This window comes from Kitasatospora sp. NPDC008115 (genome assembly GCF_042957205.1).
Classification (GTDB): domain Bacteria; phylum Actinomycetota; class Actinomycetes; order Streptomycetales; family Streptomycetaceae; genus Kitasatospora.
Genome location: NZ_JBIBHU010000039.1, coordinates 1 through 16,927, shown reverse-complemented (window position 1 = coordinate 16,927; position 16,927 = coordinate 1). Strand labels below are relative to the sequence as shown.

Sequence of the window (16,927 nt, the reverse complement as noted above, 5' to 3'; positions counted from 1 at the left end):
CTTGTCCAGCACCCCCGGCCACCCGCAGACTCGACGTCATCCACGCTCCCGGCCCCGTGCCGGCGCCTGCTCGCGGGCGCCGGCACGGACGTCGTGCTGCCCTGCGCGGCCGCGCGGGAGGTGGCGTGGCAACGGAACGAAGGGGGTTCACGGTGAATCAGGACGCGGTACTGCGGGCGAGGATGCTGCTGCTCAGCACGGACCAGTGGGTGCTTCAGGGACCGCGCGGGCTCTGGGCCTACCGGCTGCTGACCGAGGTCTCGCCCGAGGTGTACGGATCGAAGCTGGCCCGGGCGCTGCTCGACGCGGCCCGGCTCCCGGAGGTGGGCGGGCTGCCGCAGGCCCGCCTGGCACTGCTGGAGGAGGCGCTCACGACGGCCCGGGCCCTGGACCCCCGCGACCCGCACCGGGAGCGGGTGCTCGCCCTCGCGCTGGCGGCCCGCGAGGCGGAACTCCGGGCCGGGTAGCCCGCGCACGAGCAGCATCTTGGGCCGCCCGGACGAGTGCTCCCGGCCGGGCGGCCGTCTCGTGCGTAGCGTTGGTCCGGTGGTGACGAACGAGGTGATGGCGTGAATTCCGACGTGGAGACGGCCGGCGCACCGGGCGAGGGGGAGCGGCCGGAGCTCCGGCTGGACCTGGGGGAGCAGTTGGAGGGCGTCGCCGTCCAGCTGCGCGCCCTGGCCAGGGCGAAGAACCGGCTGCAGGGGCTGCTGTCGGCGGTGCTGGCGATCGGCGGCGACCTGGACCTGCCCGTGGTGCTGCACCGGATCGTCACGACGGCCATGGACCTGGCCGGCGCCCACTACGGCGCGCTCGGCGTCCTGGCCCCCTCCGGCGACCGGCTGGAGCAGTTCGTCACCGCCGGCCTGACGGAGGAGGAGTACGCGGCCCTCGCGGGGATCGACTTCCCGCACGGGCGCGGGGTGCTCGGCCACCTGATCCGCCACCCCGGGCCGCTGCGGGTGGACGACATCCCCTCCCACCCGTCGTCGGTGGGCTTCCCGCCCGGCCATCCGCCGATGCGGACGCTGCTCGGCGTGGCGATCACCGTCCGCGGCGAGATCTACGGCGACCTCTACCTCGCCGAGCGCATCGACGGGCAGCCCTTCGACGAGGACGACGAGGAGATCGTCCGCGCCCTCGCCGGCGCGGCCGGCATCGCCATCGAGAACGCCCGCCTGTTCGGCTACATGCGGGACAGTGCGGAGCAGTTCCAGCGGCTGCTGCTGCCCACCCTGCCGGAGCTCGCCCCGTTCGACGGGGCCGCGGTCTACCGCACCGCCGCCGAACCGGCCGGCGTCGGCGGCGACTGGTACGACGCCGCCGTGCTGCCCGACCGGGCCTGCGTGGCCGTCATCGGCGACGTGGTCGGCCACGACCTGCACGCCGCCGCCGCGATGGCGCAGGCCCGCAACATGCTCCGGGCGCTGCTCTACGACCGCCGGACCCCGCCGAGCTCGGTGCTGACCCAGCTGGACCACACCGTGGGCGCCATCACCGACCTGCCCGTCACCACCGCGTGCCTGGCCCGGATCGAACCCGCCGCCGACGGCTGGACCCTGCACTGGAGCACCGCCGGCCACCCGCCGCCCCTCGTCCTCACCCCCGACGGCCGCGCCCGGTACGTCCAGGGCGAACCCGGCATCCCGCTGGGCGTCGACCCCGAGATCCACCGCCCCGACCACACCCACCCGCTGCCCGCCGGCAGCACCGTCGTACTGTTCACCGACGGCCTGGTCGAACACCCCGAGCGCTCCATCGACGAGGGCCTGGACTCCCTCGCCGCCCTCGCCGCCGCCCACGCCACCCGCTCCCTGGAGGACCTCGTCCACATCCTCGCCGACCACCACCCGAGCGACGGTCACGACGACATGGCCATCCTCGCCATCCGCACCCCCGCCGCTCACCCCTGACACCACCCGCCCGGCCGGGGCAGGGGCCTTGGTACAGTCCGCGCGAACGATCATCGAGGGGGGCGGATGACGGCGCAGCGGCGCAGACGGATCGTGTGGTGGCTCAGGGGCCTGGCCCTGCTGGCGGTGGCGGTCTACCTGCCGGGCCTGCACGCCTCCCGCTCGGGCGGACTGGTGCTGGTCCAGCGCCTGCTCGACCACCCGGTGGCGCTGGTCGGAGCCGCCGCCGCGCTGACCGTCGTCTCGATGGTGATCGGGTTCGAGTTCCGCACCCGGCGGTCGCAGGTCGGCTGTGCGGCCCTGCTGATGCCCCTCGCCGCCGCGGGCGCCTCGGCCGTCTTCCTGGCGTCCGTGTTCGGCGGCGACGGGCGGCCGGTCGACCGCAAGGCCGCCCCGGACCGCCCGGACCACGTGCTGACCGTCACCGACACGGCCTTCTCGATCGACCCGGTCTACCAGGTGGAGCTGCTCACCGGCACCGGCTGGTCCGCCCGCCACTGGGACCTGGGCGTCTGGGACGAGAACGACCCGCGCGGCTACTTCGAGAGCGCCGAGTGGACCGGCCCCCACCAGATCACGGTGACCACGGACCGGACGGTCACGCGCTACACGGTGGACCCGGCCACCGGCCGCCCGAGCGTCGCGAAGGGTTAGGGCGTGTCTTGCGGATCTTTGCCGGGTCCGCGGCGCCGGGGCACGCACCTCGCCGCGTTGTCGTCGGTCGCCAATGCTCCGCAGTGGCTCCCTCCTCCGCCTTGCGATGCACGCACCCCAACGCCGCGGCCTGATCCGACAAGATCCACAAGACACGCCCTAGCAGGCCCCGGCCCCGGGCTGCCGGCGGCGGCGCAGGGCGAGCCGGAGGGCCAGGCGCAGGCGTCCGGTGGCCGGGCGGCCGGCGAGGACGGCCTCGAAGCGGCGGTGGTCGCGGGCGGCCCGCAGCGCCGCGACGTCCTGGGCACCGGGGACGGGCGGGGTCGGCTCGCCGTGCTGGGCGGCCCGGTAGCTGTCGAGGAGATGCTGGTGCAGCGCGTTCATGCACCCACCGTGCACCGCGGACGGCCCGCTGGTCCCGTGGATTGACAGCCCTGGTCAAGTGGCGCATCGGCGCGCTCGGCAGGCCCGGCATCATAGGGGGGGTGAGCGTGACCATCGACATCACCGGACTGCCGCACGAGCGGATCCTCTTCCAGCCCTCGCCGCTGGCCGAACTCGGCAACGCGCTGCACGCGCTGGCCGAGCCCGCTCACCACGCCCGGCTGCACGCGTGGACGACGGCGACCTCCGCCGCGCTCCGGCCCGAGCTGGCCGACCGCCTGCTGGAGGCCGACTTCATGTGGCGCTCGACGCGCTCCGACTTCCTGCTGCCGCCCCGGCCCCGGGAGACCCTCGCCGAGGAGCTGGACGATCTCGACCGGATGGAGGACGAGCGGTTCGTCGGGGCGGCCCTGGAGATCTCCTGCAGCACCAGCCACTACCCCAAGGGCCTGCCGTCACCGCTGGTCGACGCGTGGTCGCGGCGGCGCGCGCTCGACCTGGCCGCCGCGCGAGGCCCGCGCCAGGCGGCGTTCGTCGAGCGGATGCTCGCCGACCCCACCGCCACCCGCGCCTGGATACGACGCCTCCTGGAGGACTGCGACCAGGCGTTCTTCGCCGACACCTGGCGCCGGGTCCGCGTCCAGCTCGCCGCCGACGCCCGCGACAAGAGCGAGCTGCTGCGCCGCAAGGGCCTGGCGCAGGCGCTCACGGTGGCGTCACCGGCGCTGAGCCTGGAGGAGGACGAGCACGGCGCCCGGATCGTCGCCGACAAGCTGGTGCACGGCCGCACCGAGGCCCGCGACACCGCCCTCACGCTGCTGCCGAGCGTCTTCGGCTGGCCCCACCTCTTCGTCATCTACGCGCCGGGCTGGCAGCCCGTCATCCAGTACCCGGTGGCCGCCCACGAGGTGGGCGGCACCGAGTCCGTGGAGACGGTCACGCTGCGCCTGGACGCGCTGACCCACCCGATGCGGATGCGGCTGTGCCGCAACCTCGCGCGCGGCATGTACTCGACGAACGAGCTGGCCGACGCGTACGGCATCACCGCCCCGGAGGTCTCCCGCCACCTGGCCGTGCTGCGGAAGGCCGGGCTGCTCATCACCCAGCGCCGGGGCCGCTACGTCCTGCACCAGCTCGACCTCGCGGTCGTCACCCGGCTCGGCGGAGACTTCCTGGAGTCCTTGCTGCGCTGACGAAGGCCGGACGAGCGGTCCCGGCGCGGGCTCTCAGGCTCCGGTGGTGGTTGCCGGTGTGGGTGTGGGCGTGGGGACGCCGGGGCTGCTCGGGGGCGTGGTCGGCCGGGGCCGGCAGGGCTCCGTCGAGGTCGGCGCGGGCGATCCCGGGGTGGTCGTGGGGCAGTCGTTGGGGTACATCGGCCCGATCATCGAGACGCGGCTGATCCGGTAGGGGTCCTGCCCGTACCAGCCGTGGAAGGTGACGGTCACCTGGTGGACGTTGCCGATGGCGATGTTCGTGGCCAGGGACTTCCACTCCGGCCCATTGGCCCACAGGATCACGTCTCCGGTGCCCGTCCCGGGGTCCGAGATGGTGGCGAAGGTGTACGGGCCGGACATGTACGCCGAGAAGGAGTACCTGGTGCCGGGCACGACCGTGACCGTCTGCGAGCAGCCGGCGTAGTCCTGGCCGCTGGGACGGCCCTCGATGCCCTGGTCGGTCTGGACGAACTCGCCCTGGCAGGACCAGCCCTGGGCGAGCGGGCCGCGGAAGTCGCCGTTCCTGATCCAGTCCAGCGGAGCGGGCTGGGCGATGGCGGAGCCGTTGGCGACGAGCGCGGCCGCGCCGGCCAGGACGAGGGCGCCGAGGCCGGCACCCAGCGGGCCGGCGCCGCCGGCGTGGCGGGGACGGGAAGAGCGCATGGCTTTCTCCGGTGTGGGGGTGCCCCGATGGTCGGGGGGCGGCCGTCAGGGGATGTACGTGCGCCGGCAGGTGGGGGTCGGCGAGGGGGTCGCGGGGCTCTCGGTCGCCGTCGGCGACGGGCTGTCCGGCTCGCCGCACGGGCTCGGCTGGTACCCGGGGCCGATGAAGGAGACCCGCCGCACGTCGTAGGCCGCCTGTTCGTACCAGCCGTGGAAGTACACGGTGAGCTGGGTGGTGTCCGGCCCGGTGGTGACCTGCACCGACAGGTCGTTCCAGCTGCTCTGGCCCGACCAGGTGGAGGCGTTCTCGCCGGCCGCGCCGCTGACGCCGACGAAGGCGTACGGGCCGCGGACCGTGGCGTACAGCGTGTAGGTCGAGTCGGGCTGGACCCGCACCCGCTGCGCGCACCGCGCGTTGCTGTCGGGGGTGGGGCGGCCGGTCACGTAGTGGTCGTGCGGGATGTGGCTGGGCGCGACGTTCGATTCGCAGGACCAGATCCACGGGAAGGAGTCGAACGCCCCGTTGAGGATCAGGTCGACCCGCGGGAGCGGGTTCGCCGCCGAGCCGGCCAGGCCGACGGCGGAGGCCGCCGCGGTGAGCGCGGCGACGGTGACGCCGACGGGCAGACGGCCGCGTCTGTTCCGGCGGGCGGGGCGGGGTGGGGCGGGTGCACGCATGCCGTCTCCGGGTGGGGGAGTGCCGATGGGGCAGCGGTGCGAGGGAGTGGACCACACCCTGGTGGATGCGGCCCGCCGCCGTCAAGGGCGGGCGGGCCGTCGGCGGCAGCGGACCGTGCTCGGCGCGAAGTCGGCGCCCTCCCGCGCCACTTGAGGCACTTCCTCGCCCGCCCGCCCCGAGCGGGGCCGGGACTCCTGGGACGGACGGCCGTCGACGGCCGCCGTGACCGGACGTCAACGAGGCCCCGCCCGCGGCGGGCCGGTCGGTATCCGGTCCGCCGCGGGCGGGGCCTCTCGGCAGGTCAGTACGAACCCGCTCCGATCTCGGCCACCGCGCCCGGCCGACCCGGCTTCCAGCCGAGGCCGGTACGGGCGGCGGCGCCGCTGACGCTCTGGTCGAGGGCGAGGGCGTCCGCGAAGAGCGCGCCGAAGACCTCGGCGGCCTTCTCCACGGGCACCACGTGCGGATCGGCGGGCACACCGGCGGCCCGCCCGGCGGCGCGGGCGAGGTCGCGCACGGGGACGGCCGGCTCGCCGACGCCGTGCCAGAGCGTGCCCGGCTCGGCCCGCTCGACCGCGGCCACGAACAGCTCGGCCAGGTCGTCCACGTGGACGGTCGGCCAGCGCACGCCTTCCTCGCCGTAGTACTCGGGTGCCCCCTGGGTGCGGGCCCGGTCGACCAGGATGGCGGGGATGCCGCCGCCGCGCCCGTACACGATGGCGGGGCGGACGACGACCGCGCGCACGCCCTCGGCGGACTCGGCCAGCACCCGCTGCTCGATCCGCGGACGGTAGCCGACGATGTCGATGGGGTTGACCGGCGCCCGCTCGCCGACCTCCTGCTCCTCACCGGTGGCGCCGAGCACCCAGACGCCGCTGGTGTAGACGAAGGGGTGGCCGGTGCCGCGCAGGGGAGTGGCGAGCGCCTTGATGACGGCGGTGTCGACCTCGGCGTCGCCGCTCGGCGGCGCCAGGTGGATCACGGCCTCGATGTCGGGAGTGACCGCGCCGTCCAGCGAGGCCGGGTCGGCGGTGTCGCCGACCACCTGGGCGTGCCAGCCGCGGCCGGGCTGCGGCTCGGCGCTCCGGGTGAGCGCGACGACCTGGTGGCCGGCGGCGATGAGGTGTTCGGTGACGGCGGAACCGATGTAGCCGGTGGCGCCGGTGAGCAGGACCTTCATGGTGATCCCCCATAGTCAAAAATTTCGATATCGAAACTATAGGCAGGCCTGATCGGAGATGTCAAACACTTCCACGTCGAAATGTTAGACTCCGGGGCATGACGGAACCGGAACAGCAGTCGCAGCATGACGGCGTCGACCGCATCATCGCCCAGTGGCGCGCGGTCCGCCCCGACCTGGACGCCTCTCCCATGGGCGTGATCGGCCGCATCTCGCGCGCCTCGCGCCTGCTGGAGCGCGGGATCAAGGAGAACCTCGCCCTCCACGGCATCGAACCCTGGGAGTTCGACGTCCTGGCCACCCTGCTCCGCGCCGGTGCGCCGCACGTCCTCACCGCCGGCGAGCTCAGCTCGGCCGCGATGGTCAGCTCCGCAGCCCTCACCAACCGCATCGACCACCTCGTGGAGAAGGGCCTGGTCGACCGGGCCGTCGACCCCGCCCACCGCCGCCGGGTGCTGATCTCCCTGACCGAGAGCGGCCGGGAACTCGCCAACCGCCTCGTCGAACACCACCTCGTCGGCGAGGAAGGCCAGCTCACCGGGCTCACCGGTGCCGAACGCGACCAGCTGGCCGGCCTGCTGCGCCGCGTCCTCGTCACCCTCGGCGACCACGTCGAGGGGTAGCCGCCTCGGCCGCGTGGGCCGCGTGGGCCGCCCCGGTCACCGCCTCCGGCCGGCCCGCAGCTCCAACCGCTCCCCTCCGAAGCGGGCGCGGAAGCCGCGGTCGTGCGAGACGGCGACCACCGCCCCCGGGAACGCCGCGATCGCCTGCTGGAAGTCCTCGACGAGATCGAGCGCGATGTGGTTGGTCGGTTCGTCGAGGACCAGGAGGTCCGCGGGCCGGGTCACCAGGACCGCGATCTGCAGCCTGCGCTGCTGCCCCGCGGACAGCGCGGCGACCGGGACGTGCAGATCCTCCTCGCGGAACAGGCCCAGGGCCAGGAGCCGCCCGGCGTACTCGTCCGCATGGCCCGGCCGTCCGGCGGCGAACGCGTCGAGCAGCGGGAGCCGGGTCGAGCGCGCCGGCAGCTCCTGCGCGAGGTAGCCGATCCGCGCGGGACGGCGCGCCGTGCCCGCGTCCGGCTCCAGGTCACCGGCCAGGACGCGCAGCAGCGTCGTCTTGCCCGCGCCGTTCTCGCCGGTGACCAGCAGCCGCTGACCGGGCGCGACCGACAGCAGCCCGTCGAGCCACAGCCGCTCGCCGACCCGCACACCGTCGAGCTCGGCGAGCGGCGCCCGGGCCGGCCCGTCCGCCGGCGTAGCCGGGAGCTCCTCCGCCGCCGACAGGTCCGTGGTGAAACGCAGCGGCGCCGGCGGCTCCGCCACCGGGTGGCGCCGCAGCCGCTCCAGATGCTCCCGGACGGCGCGCACCTGCCCGCCGAGCTTCGCCTCACTGGAGCGGCGGTGCTTGCCGAACCCCTGCTTCGGGTCCCGGCCGGTGGTGGCCAGCCGCCGTCCCGCCGCCTCCAGCAGTTCCTGCGCGCGGGCCACCTCCTCGACCCACTCCGCGTACCGCTGCTGCGCACCGCGCCGGGCGGCGGCCTTCGCACTGCGGTAGCCGGCCCACCCGTCGCCGTACCGGCGCACGGTGCGGTCGTCCCGGTCGACCTCAAGGATCGTGGTGGCGACGCGCTCCAGGAAGCCGCGGTCATGGGTGACCGCGACGACGGTGCCGCGATGCGCGCGCAGGTGCTCCTCCAGCCAGCGCACGGCCGCCGCGTCGAGGTGGTTCGTCGGCTCGTCCAGCAGAAGCAGCTCCGGCGCGGCCGCCAGCACACAGGCGAGCGCGAGCCGCGACTGCTCCCCGCCGGACAGCGACCCGAGCAGCCGCTCACGCGTGATCCGCCCCAGCCCGAGCCCGTGCATCGCGGCCTCCACCCGGGCGTCCGCCTCGTACCCGCCCCGCTCCTCGTACGCGATCAGCAGTTCCCCGTACGCGGCGAGCTCCTCCTCCGACGCCCCGCCCAGCGACTCCTCCGCCGCCCGCAGCCCTCGCTCCATCTCCCGCAACTCCGCCAGCGCATGATCGACGGCATCGCCCACCGTCCGATCCGCGCCCAGCCCGAGCGTCTGCGCGAGATGGCCGACCCCGCCGGGAGACACGACGGTGACCTCCCCACCGTCCGCCGCCTCCACCCCGGCGAGCAGTCGCAGCAACGTGGACTTCCCGGCACCGTTCTCGCCGACGACGGCGGCCTTCTCACCCGGCCGCACGGTGAAACAGACCTGGTCGAGGACGACCCGGGTCCCGTAGGACTTGGTGACGTCCTTGACGGACAACTGCGCCGCCGCAACACGGCCGACGGCGGACAGGACAGGACGGGCGCGATCGCGCATAGGACTTTCCCTGGACATGCGAAGGGTCTACGGGCAGCAGAAACGGCGGCAACGGCCGTGCCCGGACTCAGACGAAGAAGAGGAAAGCCATACCCCCATCATAACAACCCCACCCGCCACCCCACCGACGACCTCGGTGGCGCCGGTCCCGGACCGCCCGCGCCCCTGGGCTGCTCCCACCCGGTGGCGGGGCCCGGATTCGACGGTGGCCGAAGGGCTTTGCCGGGCCGGAGAGCGCGGGGCGAGAGTGAGCGCGTCGGCCGGTACGACCGGCCGCTCCAGTCACTGTCCGAACATCACCGGGGAGTTCCCATGCGCCGTTCGTCCGGCCTCCACACCCGCCTGCGTATCACCGCCGTGGCCCTCGCCGCCTCGGCCTGCCTGCTCGGCGGTGCCGCCTCCGCCCAGGCCACCCCGGCCGCAGCCACCCCGGCCGCAGCCGCATCGACCGGAGTTGTGTCGACCGCAGCCGCATCGACCGCAGCCGGATCGACCGGAGCCGCGTCGGTCTCCGCGACCGAGATGGCGAAGTTCATGGGCAGCGGGACGGGCGGTTCGATGGGCTCGGCCATCGAGAGCGCGGCGAACGTGGCCTACGTCTATGCCCAGTCGGCCGGCTGGCAGCGGAGCCAGTGCTACCTCCTGGGCTCCGAGGTCAGGTCGACCGGCTTCGGCTGGTTCACCGCGGTCGCCCAGGTGTTCTGCCAGCGCTGAGCCCCTGTCAAGGTCCATCGGGAACGAAAGAGGAAACCACCATGAAGTCGATACTCGTCCGGTCCGGCGCCACCCTCGTCCTCGCCGGCCTGGCCGCGCTCGCACCCAGCGCCGCGCACGCCACCGCCGCCACCAGCACGGCCACCGCCACCGTCCAGGAGACGCAGCAGTTCACGGGCTCCGCCTACGAGAACAGCCCCAAGGAGGCGAAGCGCGAGGCCGAGAACGAGGCCCGCCGACGGGCGCTGATCAGCGGCTTCCTCAACGAGCAGTGCGTGCTGCTCTACGCCGAGTCCTACCGCCTCGCCCCCGGCTACTACGGGGCCAACGCCGCGATCAGCTGCACCCGCTGACCCATCGGGCGCCCGGCCAAGGCGCACCGGTGCGCCTTGGCAGGGCGCCCGCCTCCCTTGGAATTGAAGGGCCGGACGCCTGTCGCGACGGCACTGGATCCTGGGACGCTGGGGCTCATGCGCGTGAACTTCGACGGAATCACCCCGCTGCCGCGGATGCTGCTGCTCAGCGAGTTCCTGCTCCACTCCGACTTCCGTGTCGGATTGGACGAGCCGGTGTTCGTCGCGGCGGGTGACCGCGTCTCGTACGAGGGCGGTGACGTCGTGGTGACGCGTCCGACCGGTGAGCGGCGCCGGCACCCGGCCCGCGACAGCTACTGGATCTGTCGCTGAGGCCTGGCGCTCAGGACGCGGGGCACGCGGCGGGCGCCGGCGCTACGGGGTGAGCAGGTGGGCCGACGGCTCCGCGTGGTGCAGGTACCAGGAGCGGAGGCGTTCCCGGGCGGCGGCGCGGTCGGCGGAGCCGGTTTCGGCGGTGGCGCGTTCGGCGGCGTAGCAGCGCAGCAGGTCGTGCAGGCGGTAGCGGTCCGGGCCGGCGGGGTTGAGCAGGTGGGCGGCGGCGAGGTGTTCGAGCACCGGCCTGGTCGCCGCAGGGGCCGAGTCGCAGAGCGCGGCGGCCGCGGCCGTGCTGATGCAGCGGCCGGGGGCCAGGCCGAGCAGTCGGAAGAGCCGCTGGGCGGTGGGCTGCAGGGCGCGGTAGGAGAGGTCGAAGGCGACCCGGACGGCGGAGGCGGCGTCGCCGTCGAGCTGGAGCGCGGTGAGGCGGTCCTCCGTGTCGCGCAGTTCGGCGGCGTGTTCCACCAGGGTGCGGTGGGGGCGTTCCGCGAGGCGGACCGCCGCGATGCCGAGGGCGAGCGGCAGGTGACCGCAGGCGGCGGCGAGTTCGGCGGCGGCGCGGGGTTCGGCGCGGGTGCGGTGGGCGCCGGTGATCCGGGCGAGCAGTTCGACGGCTTCGGGCTGGGGCAGGACGTCGAGCACCAGCCGCCGGGCGCCGTCGCAGGCGGTGAGCCCGGCCAGCCCGTCCCGACTGGTCACCAGGGCCAGCGAGCCCGCCGAACCGGGCAGCAGCGGGCGGACCTGCTCGGCGTTGCGGGCGTTGTCGAGCAGTACCAGCACCCTGCGGTCGGCGAGCAGCGACCGGTACAGGGCGGCGCTCTCGTCGATGGTGCCGGGTATCTGGTCGCGGTCGGTGCCGAGGGCCCGGAGGAAGCGGGCCAGCGCCTCGTGGGGGGTCAGCGGAGGGTCGAGGGCGTACCCGCGCAGGTTGACGTGGAGTTGACCGTCGGGGAAGCGCTCGCGGACCTGGTGAGCCCAGTGCACGGCGAGGGTGGTCTTGCCCGTCCCGGCGCCGCCGGTCACCACGCCGATCCCGGCGGCGACGGTCGAGCCGGTCGAGCCGGTGGGGCCGGTTGGTTCGGTCGGGCCGGTTGGTTCGGTGAGGCCGTCCAGGGCGCCGAGTTCCACCCTCCGCCCGACGAAGGTGGCCAGCGCGGGCGGCAGTTGGGCGGGCCTGGGCACGTGCTGCCGGGGGCGGGGCGCGAGGGCGGCCGGGTCGGCAAGCCCGTCCTTCAGCAACTCCTGGTGCAGGAGCTGGAGTTCAGGTCCGGGGTCGAGGCCGAGTTCGTCGGCCAGCTGTCGCGCGAACCGGCGGTAGGCGGCGAGCCCGTCGGCCTGTCGTCCCGCCCGGTGCAGGGCCCGGACGAGCTGCGTCACGAAGCGGTCCCGGAGCGGGTGCTCGGCGACCAGCGCGGTCAGCTCCGGGACGGTCTGCCGGTGCCGGCCGAGTTCGGCCTCCAGGTCCAGGCAGTTCTCCCAGGCGGTGAGCCGCAGTTCGTTGAGTGCCACCGAGCCGGCGGCCAGCAGACTTCCGGACAGCCCGTCGAGCACCGGGCCGCGCCACAGGCCCAGCGCCGATCGGAACTCCTGTACGGCTGCCGCGGGTTCGCCGCGCTCGGCAAGCCGGCGCGCCGCCGAGGCCCGATGGGCGAAGGTCAGGGCGTCCACCTGGTGGCCGTTCGGTGCGATCCGGTAGCCGGGGCCGTCGGTGAGCAGCACCGGCGGCCCGTCGTGGACGGCGGCGAGCTTGCGCCGCAGCAGCCCGGCGAGGTTCCGTATCTGGCGGTGGGCCGTGGCCGGCGGTTCGTCGTCCCAGACCGCGTCGACCAGTCGGGCCACCGGGACGACGGATCCGGCGTTCAGCAGCAGGGTGCCGAGCATCCGCTCCTGCTTGGCCCCTTCCGTCCGGGCCCGTCTGCCGTCGTCGGTCCACACTTCCAGTGGCCCCAGAATCTTGAACTCCATGCTTCCTTCCCGTTGTTGGCCGATGCCGAGGCGACCCGGACACCCTCGAAGCCCGTGACCGCCTCATGACGGACTCATGTCGACTTTGTGCACCTCGTTGGAAGTCTTCTCCCACCGGCCCCGCTGGGGCCGGCTCTCCCACACTCAAGGAGCAGTTGGATGAAGCGCGTGAAGCAGGCCGCAGCCCTGGCCGTCGCACTCGGCCTTGCCCTCGTACCCCTCTCGGCGAGCACCGCGCAGGCCGCCGGGCCGGCCACTCACAAGGGAATGACCTGGCAGGTGCTCGCGACGGGACCTGACGGGACCGTTCAGGTCGGCGGCCCGGCGCACTCGACGCCGAGCGACCCGTACAACGGCGACACCCTTCCGTCCGTCTCGCTGCCGGTCCTGTGCATCAACGTGGACGGCAGCCCGGCGCCGGACGGCATCAGCATCGGCTTCTACAACGGTTGGGCCGGCGGCACCGTCGCCCTCAGCCAGCCGGTGAAGGGCTCGCGCCTGAACAGCCAGGCCGCCGCGAACAGCGTCTGCCAGGCGTCCTTCGGCATCGGCTGGCGCCAGGCCGAGTTCCACGACGGCCGCTACGGCCCGAACCTGGAGTACGTCGGCGGGTGGAGCTTCTGGGCGTACGGCAACATCAACCCCAACGCCCGCTTCTGGACCGCCATCAACGACCAGCAGGCCAACCCCTGGAACTGACGGCGGCGCGGTGGTGACGGCCGGGCGGGGCGGGGGGTAGTCCGCCCGGCCGTACCGCCTCCGCCTCCGGTTCCGCCTTCGGCTCCGTCTCCGGTCCGGAGCCCTCGGAGCACGGCGCGAGGGCTCCGGCGCGAGTGGCCGGGTCACCCTCGGCCGGGCGGGCCGTCCTGTGTTCGGGGCTCCTCGGCAGCCGGGGAGGCAGGGCGGGGTGAGGGGCACGGGGCATGGGGCGGGAACTCCTCTGCCGGGAAGGTGTCATGGGGGGCGGGGCGGACCGCTTTGCGGGGGGCGGCGCCGGAAGAGACCTTCCCATCCGGCGGCGACCGGTGGCATCCCAGGTTTGTGGGGGGCCGACGATCTCCTCCCTGTGGTAGGGGGACGACCCGTTGCGGAGCGCTCCACGACAGCCCCAGGTCGGTGACCTGGGGCTGTCGTGCCGTCCGGGCTCGTGCCGGCCTCCGGGGCGGGGTGGAGCGGGACCGGTCGGGCGGGGGGCGTCAGGTCGGCGGGTGGCCGAGTCGGGCGGTGTACGGGGCCGCGAGGAGCGCGACGAGTTCGCGGCGGCTGCGTACGCCGGTCTTGGTGAAGGCCGACTTCAGGTGGTCCTGGACGGTGGCCGGGCTCAGGAAGAGCCGGTGGGCGATGTCCCTGGTGCTCAGGCCCCGTACCGCCTGGAGGACCACCTCCTGCTCGCGGGGGGAGAACCGGTGTGCGAGCAGGGACAGCGGGATGACGTCGACCGGGCTCGCGGGCTGGGCGACCAGGGCGACGCTGCCCCGCGGGCACTGGTCGAGCAACGAGGCGCGGACGGCGATCCACTGGCCGCTGGGGCGGCGCAGCAGGGTCCAGGCGTGGGCGCCCGCGTTCGCGGAGGTCGCGTGGATGCGGGCCCGCTCGGAGAGGTAGATCAACGCGGTCGGTACTCCGGCGGGGCGGTACTGCGGCTCGGAGAGCTCCTCGAACAGTTGCCGGGCCCCGGAGTCCGCGGAGGTGAGCTGACCGGTGGGGCCGATGACGGCGACCCCGAGCCAGTACGGTCCGTCCTGCGGGTCCGCCCGGAGGTCCTGCCCGTCAGGGGAGCCTGTGGCGGGCAGCGCATAGTCGCGCAGGGCGGCGGCCACGGCCCGGGCGGCCCGCTCGGCCAGCCGCTGCTCGCTCGCGCCGAAGGGTGCCGACCCGGCCTCGCGCATCAACGCGGCGGCTCCCCACCGCCCGCCGCCGACATCGAAGTTCATCCGCAGCTCGTCGCCCAGCCCGTACTCGGCGAGCAACTCCCGGTAGCGCACGCTGCTTTCGGGACGGCCGCCGGTGGCGCGGTGGACGGTTTCCACGACGCGGCCGGCGGCTCGGATGTCGACGAACCGGGTGGTGTCGTCGGACCACATCTCCAGCCGGATGGCGTGCTCGAAGGCGGTCGCCTGCAGACCCTCGGCAACGGTGGAGGTCAGGAAGCCGGTGACCGGATCGGCCCCGTGCAGGCAGCCCGCTTCGGATCCGAGAGCGGGCCCGAGGATGGTGAGGAGCTGCCGGAAGAACTGTTCCAGCGGGAGCTTCGCCGCCGCCAGATCGTCGATCTCTCCCACCATGCGGCGTTCCCTGTCACGGAATGAGGTCATCTCCGTACCATAGGGCCGAAGTTGGTGTTCCCCACACGCTCCCGGGATGCCGCCGGTCGCCGCCTGACTATCGACCCGCCCCTCGGCGCTTGGTCTTCGCGCGTACGCGCGCTCGCAGCAGCGACTGGTAGTACGCCGACTTCTGATCACCGAGGTCGTAGTACTCGCAGAGGTCGGCCACCGTCTCGGCGTCCTGCGCGCTGCCGGCAAGACCGGCCTGCATGAGGAGCCAGAAGCCCTCCCGAACCACCGTCCGGAACTCGTCCTCCGCACGTGCCGAGGACGGCGCGTCGTCATGCTCCGAGCCGTAGGCCACACGTAGCAGCGTGTCCAGGAACTCACTCCGAACCATCGGCGAGAGCTCACCAGCGAGAGCTGCGAGGATGACGCCGCCCGCGGGTGCGGAGCACTCTGCGATGATGCCGCTGTACTCGACATGTCCGGAGAGGCTGTAGCCGAAGGCCTCCTGGGGAGTCTCGGCACCCAGAAGCGTCTCGAACACGAGCGGGAGATGCTCGGCCGAGTCGAGGCAGGCGCAGGTCAGCGCGGTCCAGTCGTGCCGCGCCAACTCGGCGCGCACCAGATCGCTGACGCCCATCCCCACCCCGTTCCACGACTGGCCTTGATCTCCTCGTACATCCATGATCCAGCAACTGGTCAAGGCCTGTCGACAGCGCCGCGGGAGTTTCAACGGTGCGTCTCCCCTCCGCCGGCTCTCCCGGCCTCCAAGTGCTACGGTCCGCCGACCCGGGCAGGCCGAGTGTCGGCGGTGGCCGGTAGGGTCGGGCACTGTGACCGACTGGACCGGGGTGCGTGATCGGGTTCTGACACTTGCCGCAGTGCCGGGCGGCGACGAGGTGTTCGGGGCGAGGGCCCACGGCTTTGCGCTCGATGACCCCCTGACCGCCGCCGAGGTGGCCGACCTCGAAGCGTGGCTGGATGTTGATCTGCCCGAGGACTATCGCTTCTTCCTGCTGCACGTCGGAGCCGGAGGGGCTGGTCCGGCCTACGGCATTCTCCCGGTGCGGCGCGATGGTTCCGCAGGCTGGCACTGGGCCGGAGAGCTCCTTGAGGAGGCAGAGCCGGGCATGTTCGCCGAGTTGTTCCCAGGTGGGGCGGACCCGGTGGCAACGGTTGAGATCCTGGCCGGGCGGCCGTTGCGGGAGGACTTCGACGACCTCGCCGATCTCGACGCCGCCTTCGAGGCGTGGGAGGAGCGTCTGGGCGAGGTGCAGCACGACCCGCGCCGGACAGCCGGGGCGCTCAGCCTGTGCGGCGAGGGTTGCGGGACGGTGGTCTGGCTGGTCGTCACCGGACCGGAACGCGGCCGAATGTGGCGCGACGATCGCTGCAATGGCACGGATCTTCATCCGATGTACGACACCGACGGCTCCCCACTGGACTTCGCAGGGGGGTACCTCGGGTGGCTCGCAGCGGCCGAGACGGTCTGCGGGCTGGACCGAAACTGATCCTGGAAACCTGCGGCCCTACGCCTACCGCACGGACACAGGATCTCATCGCAGCCGATCGGCGGGCCCCCGCCGGCCGAGCGTGCCCCTGACCACAACGCCGTAGGGTCGGCGGTCCTTACCGGATTCGGCGGCGGGTGTGAGGCTGAACTCCTTTTCCCTGTCCGGGGGTTCGCCGCCAGCGTTGATGGGCTGATTCCCGCCCTTGCGCCTGTGCTCCGGCACTTGGTCGGACCTGACGGTTGGTCGCTGCCTGGTGGGGTCCGCAGTCACCCGATCGAGGCTCCCGGTCGATCGACAGACTCGACGGTGGGTAGGGCAGCGGCTTTTGAAAGTCGTGGTCCGTGTTGTGGTGGTGGATAGGGGTGGGGGGTTTGGGCTTTCGGGGTTGTGTGCGAAGGGTCCGGGTATGGTTTGGGGTGTGTGGTGGGGGTGGGTGGTTGGGTGTTCGTGGTCGGGGGGTGTTGGGGGTTTCGGGGTTGTGGTGGTTGTGGGTGGTTCCTGTTTGTGGGTTGGTTGGCCTTGTTTGTGGTGGTGGTCGGGGTGTGGGGGAGGGGGCCGGGTGGCCGGTGGGGGTTGGCCGGCATGTGGTGAAGGGGTGGTTGGTTGCTGGTCCGGGTTGAGTGGCGCGTGTGGGGGTGTGGTGGTCCGGCTGTTGGGGTCGGGTTGTGGGGGCTGGTGGCGGTCGGGGGCGGGTTGTGGTCTCTCTGGGGGTGGCCGTGGGTGGGGGTGGGTTGGTTTCTGGTCGGTGT

General features: G+C 73.3%; 18 protein-coding genes. 10 read left to right on the top strand and 8 right to left on the bottom strand.

All coding sequences use genetic code 11. From position 1 onward, the window contains the following. Positions 1–152: 152 nt before the first annotated feature. From ACFZBX_RS34030 to ACFZBX_RS34020, 3 genes are all read left to right on the top strand, one after another. Positions 153–467 (top strand): hypothetical protein, encoded by a 315-nt coding sequence (locus tag ACFZBX_RS34030; RefSeq protein WP_391537664.1) that lies wholly within the window; start codon positions 153–155, stop codon positions 465–467. Between the two features lie 102 nt (positions 468–569). Next, positions 570–1,913 (top strand): PP2C family protein-serine/threonine phosphatase, encoded by a 1,344-nt coding sequence (locus ACFZBX_RS34025; protein WP_391537663.1) that lies wholly within the window; start codon positions 570–572, stop codon positions 1,911–1,913. A gap of 66 nt (positions 1,914–1,979) precedes the next feature. Continuing rightward, on the top strand, positions 1,980–2,567 hold the full coding sequence (locus tag ACFZBX_RS34020; protein ID WP_391537662.1) for a hypothetical protein: 588 nt from the start codon (positions 1,980–1,982) through the stop codon (positions 2,565–2,567). Between the two features lie 159 nt (positions 2,568–2,726). Here ACFZBX_RS34020 and ACFZBX_RS34015 read toward each other — a convergent pair whose 3' ends face one another. After that, positions 2,727–2,951 (bottom strand): hypothetical protein, encoded by a 225-nt coding sequence (locus tag ACFZBX_RS34015; RefSeq protein WP_391537661.1) that lies wholly within the window; start codon positions 2,949–2,951, stop codon positions 2,727–2,729. A gap of 101 nt (positions 2,952–3,052) precedes the next feature. On the opposite strand from ACFZBX_RS34015, the gene ACFZBX_RS34010 reads away from it, so the two are divergent. After that, positions 3,053–4,144, top strand: coding sequence for a DUF5937 family protein (locus ACFZBX_RS34010; RefSeq protein WP_391537660.1), 1,092 nt, complete (start codon positions 3,053–3,055; stop codon positions 4,142–4,144). A 33-nt stretch (positions 4,145–4,177) separates the two neighbouring features. Here the strand turns inward: ACFZBX_RS34010 and ACFZBX_RS34005 are convergent, their stop codons facing one another. The 3 genes from ACFZBX_RS34005 to ACFZBX_RS33995 form a co-directional block, all read right to left on the bottom strand. Continuing rightward, positions 4,178–4,828: a carbohydrate binding domain-containing protein gene (locus ACFZBX_RS34005; protein WP_391537659.1), complete on the bottom strand. Its 651-nt coding sequence runs from the start codon at positions 4,826–4,828 to the stop codon at positions 4,178–4,180. A gap of 45 nt (positions 4,829–4,873) precedes the next feature. Then, complete coding sequence (locus ACFZBX_RS34000; RefSeq protein ID WP_391537658.1) at positions 4,874–5,506, bottom strand: hypothetical protein; 633 nt, start codon at positions 5,504–5,506, stop codon at positions 4,874–4,876. 302 nt (positions 5,507–5,808) lie between these two features. Then, positions 5,809–6,687: an NAD-dependent epimerase/dehydratase family protein gene (locus ACFZBX_RS33995; RefSeq protein WP_391537657.1), complete on the bottom strand. Its 879-nt coding sequence runs from the start codon at positions 6,685–6,687 to the stop codon at positions 5,809–5,811. A 98-nt stretch (positions 6,688–6,785) separates the two neighbouring features. Here ACFZBX_RS33995 and ACFZBX_RS33990 point away from each other — a divergent pair, with 98 nt between their 5' ends. Beyond that, positions 6,786–7,310 (top strand): MarR family winged helix-turn-helix transcriptional regulator, encoded by a 525-nt coding sequence (locus ACFZBX_RS33990; RefSeq protein ID WP_391537656.1) that lies wholly within the window; start codon positions 6,786–6,788, stop codon positions 7,308–7,310. Positions 7,311–7,346: 36 nt separating this feature from the next. Here ACFZBX_RS33990 and abc-f read toward each other — a convergent pair whose 3' ends face one another. Continuing rightward, positions 7,347–9,023 carry a ribosomal protection-like ABC-F family protein gene (gene abc-f, locus ACFZBX_RS33985; RefSeq protein ID WP_391537655.1) on the bottom strand — a complete coding sequence of 559 codons (1,677 nt, stop codon included), beginning with the start codon at positions 9,021–9,023 and terminating at the stop codon, positions 7,347–7,349. Positions 9,024–9,335: 312 nt separating this feature from the next. Here abc-f and ACFZBX_RS33980 point away from each other — a divergent pair, with 312 nt between their 5' ends. From ACFZBX_RS33980 to ACFZBX_RS33970, 3 genes are all read left to right on the top strand, one after another. Further along, the gene (locus ACFZBX_RS33980; RefSeq protein ID WP_391537654.1) at positions 9,336–9,737 is read left to right on the top strand and encodes a hypothetical protein; all 402 of its coding nucleotides are present in this window, start codon (positions 9,336–9,338) and stop codon (positions 9,735–9,737) included. A gap of 41 nt (positions 9,738–9,778) precedes the next feature. Beyond that, positions 9,779–10,090: a hypothetical protein gene (locus tag ACFZBX_RS33975; protein ID WP_391537653.1), complete on the top strand. Its 312-nt coding sequence runs from the start codon at positions 9,779–9,781 to the stop codon at positions 10,088–10,090. 117 nt (positions 10,091–10,207) lie between these two features. Beyond that, the gene (locus tag ACFZBX_RS33970; RefSeq protein WP_391537652.1) at positions 10,208–10,423 is read left to right on the top strand and encodes a hypothetical protein; all 216 of its coding nucleotides are present in this window, start codon (positions 10,208–10,210) and stop codon (positions 10,421–10,423) included. 42 nt (positions 10,424–10,465) lie between these two features. On the opposite strand, the gene ACFZBX_RS33965 is transcribed toward ACFZBX_RS33970, so the two are convergent. Continuing rightward, the gene (locus tag ACFZBX_RS33965) at positions 10,466–12,391 is read right to left on the bottom strand and encodes a BTAD domain-containing putative transcriptional regulator (protein ID WP_391537651.1); all 1,926 of its coding nucleotides are present in this window, start codon (positions 12,389–12,391) and stop codon (positions 10,466–10,468) included. Positions 12,392–12,550: 159 nt separating this feature from the next. Between ACFZBX_RS33965 and ACFZBX_RS33960 the strand changes: the two genes are divergently transcribed. Beyond that, positions 12,551–13,090: a hypothetical protein gene (locus ACFZBX_RS33960; protein WP_391537650.1), complete on the top strand. Its 540-nt coding sequence runs from the start codon at positions 12,551–12,553 to the stop codon at positions 13,088–13,090. A 497-nt stretch (positions 13,091–13,587) separates the two neighbouring features. Here ACFZBX_RS33960 and ACFZBX_RS33955 read toward each other — a convergent pair whose 3' ends face one another. Together ACFZBX_RS33955 and ACFZBX_RS33950 are read right to left on the bottom strand one after the other, a co-directional pair. Then, positions 13,588–14,676 carry a LuxR C-terminal-related transcriptional regulator gene (locus ACFZBX_RS33955; protein WP_391537649.1) on the bottom strand — a complete coding sequence of 363 codons (1,089 nt, stop codon included), beginning with the start codon at positions 14,674–14,676 and terminating at the stop codon, positions 13,588–13,590. 97 nt (positions 14,677–14,773) lie between these two features. After that, positions 14,774–15,304 (bottom strand): hypothetical protein, encoded by a 531-nt coding sequence (locus ACFZBX_RS33950; protein ID WP_391537648.1) that lies wholly within the window; start codon positions 15,302–15,304, stop codon positions 14,774–14,776. 193 nt (positions 15,305–15,497) lie between these two features. Here ACFZBX_RS33950 and ACFZBX_RS33945 point away from each other — a divergent pair, with 193 nt between their 5' ends. Further along, positions 15,498–16,175, top strand: coding sequence for an SMI1/KNR4 family protein (locus ACFZBX_RS33945; protein ID WP_391537647.1), 678 nt, complete (start codon positions 15,498–15,500; stop codon positions 16,173–16,175). Positions 16,176–16,927: the final 752 nt, after the last annotated feature.

Excerpts from the sequence above, each read along its gene's own strand:
- ACFZBX_RS34020 (WP_391537662.1), top strand. The coding sequence starts at position 1,980 with ATGACGGCGCAGCGGCGCAGACGGATCGTGTGGTGGCTCAGGGGCCTG.
- ACFZBX_RS34015 (WP_391537661.1), bottom strand. The coding sequence starts at position 2,951 with ATGAACGCGCTGCACCAGCATCTCCTCGACAGCTACCGGGCCGCCCAG.
- ACFZBX_RS34005 (WP_391537659.1), bottom strand. The coding sequence starts at position 4,828 with ATGCGCTCTTCCCGTCCCCGCCACGCCGGCGGCGCCGGCCCGCTGGGT.
- ACFZBX_RS34000 (WP_391537658.1), bottom strand. The coding sequence starts at position 5,506 with ATGCGTGCACCCGCCCCACCCCGCCCCGCCCGCCGGAACAGACGCGGC.
- ACFZBX_RS33995 (WP_391537657.1), bottom strand. The coding sequence starts at position 6,687 with ATGAAGGTCCTGCTCACCGGCGCCACCGGCTACATCGGTTCCGCCGTC.
- ACFZBX_RS33990 (WP_391537656.1), top strand. The coding sequence starts at position 6,786 with ATGACGGAACCGGAACAGCAGTCGCAGCATGACGGCGTCGACCGCATC.
- abc-f (WP_391537655.1), bottom strand. The coding sequence starts at position 9,023 with ATGCGCGATCGCGCCCGTCCTGTCCTGTCCGCCGTCGGCCGTGTTGCG.
- ACFZBX_RS33980 (WP_391537654.1), top strand. The coding sequence starts at position 9,336 with ATGCGCCGTTCGTCCGGCCTCCACACCCGCCTGCGTATCACCGCCGTG.
- ACFZBX_RS33975 (WP_391537653.1), top strand. The coding sequence starts at position 9,779 with ATGAAGTCGATACTCGTCCGGTCCGGCGCCACCCTCGTCCTCGCCGGC.
- ACFZBX_RS33970 (WP_391537652.1), top strand. The coding sequence starts at position 10,208 with ATGCGCGTGAACTTCGACGGAATCACCCCGCTGCCGCGGATGCTGCTG.
- ACFZBX_RS33965 (WP_391537651.1), bottom strand. The coding sequence starts at position 12,391 with ATGGAGTTCAAGATTCTGGGGCCACTGGAAGTGTGGACCGACGACGGC.
- ACFZBX_RS33960 (WP_391537650.1), top strand. The coding sequence starts at position 12,551 with ATGAAGCGCGTGAAGCAGGCCGCAGCCCTGGCCGTCGCACTCGGCCTT.
- ACFZBX_RS33955 (WP_391537649.1), bottom strand. The coding sequence starts at position 14,676 with ATGGTGGGAGAGATCGACGATCTGGCGGCGGCGAAGCTCCCGCTGGAA.
- ACFZBX_RS33950 (WP_391537648.1), bottom strand. The coding sequence starts at position 15,304 with ATGGGCGTCAGCGATCTGGTGCGCGCCGAGTTGGCGCGGCACGACTGG.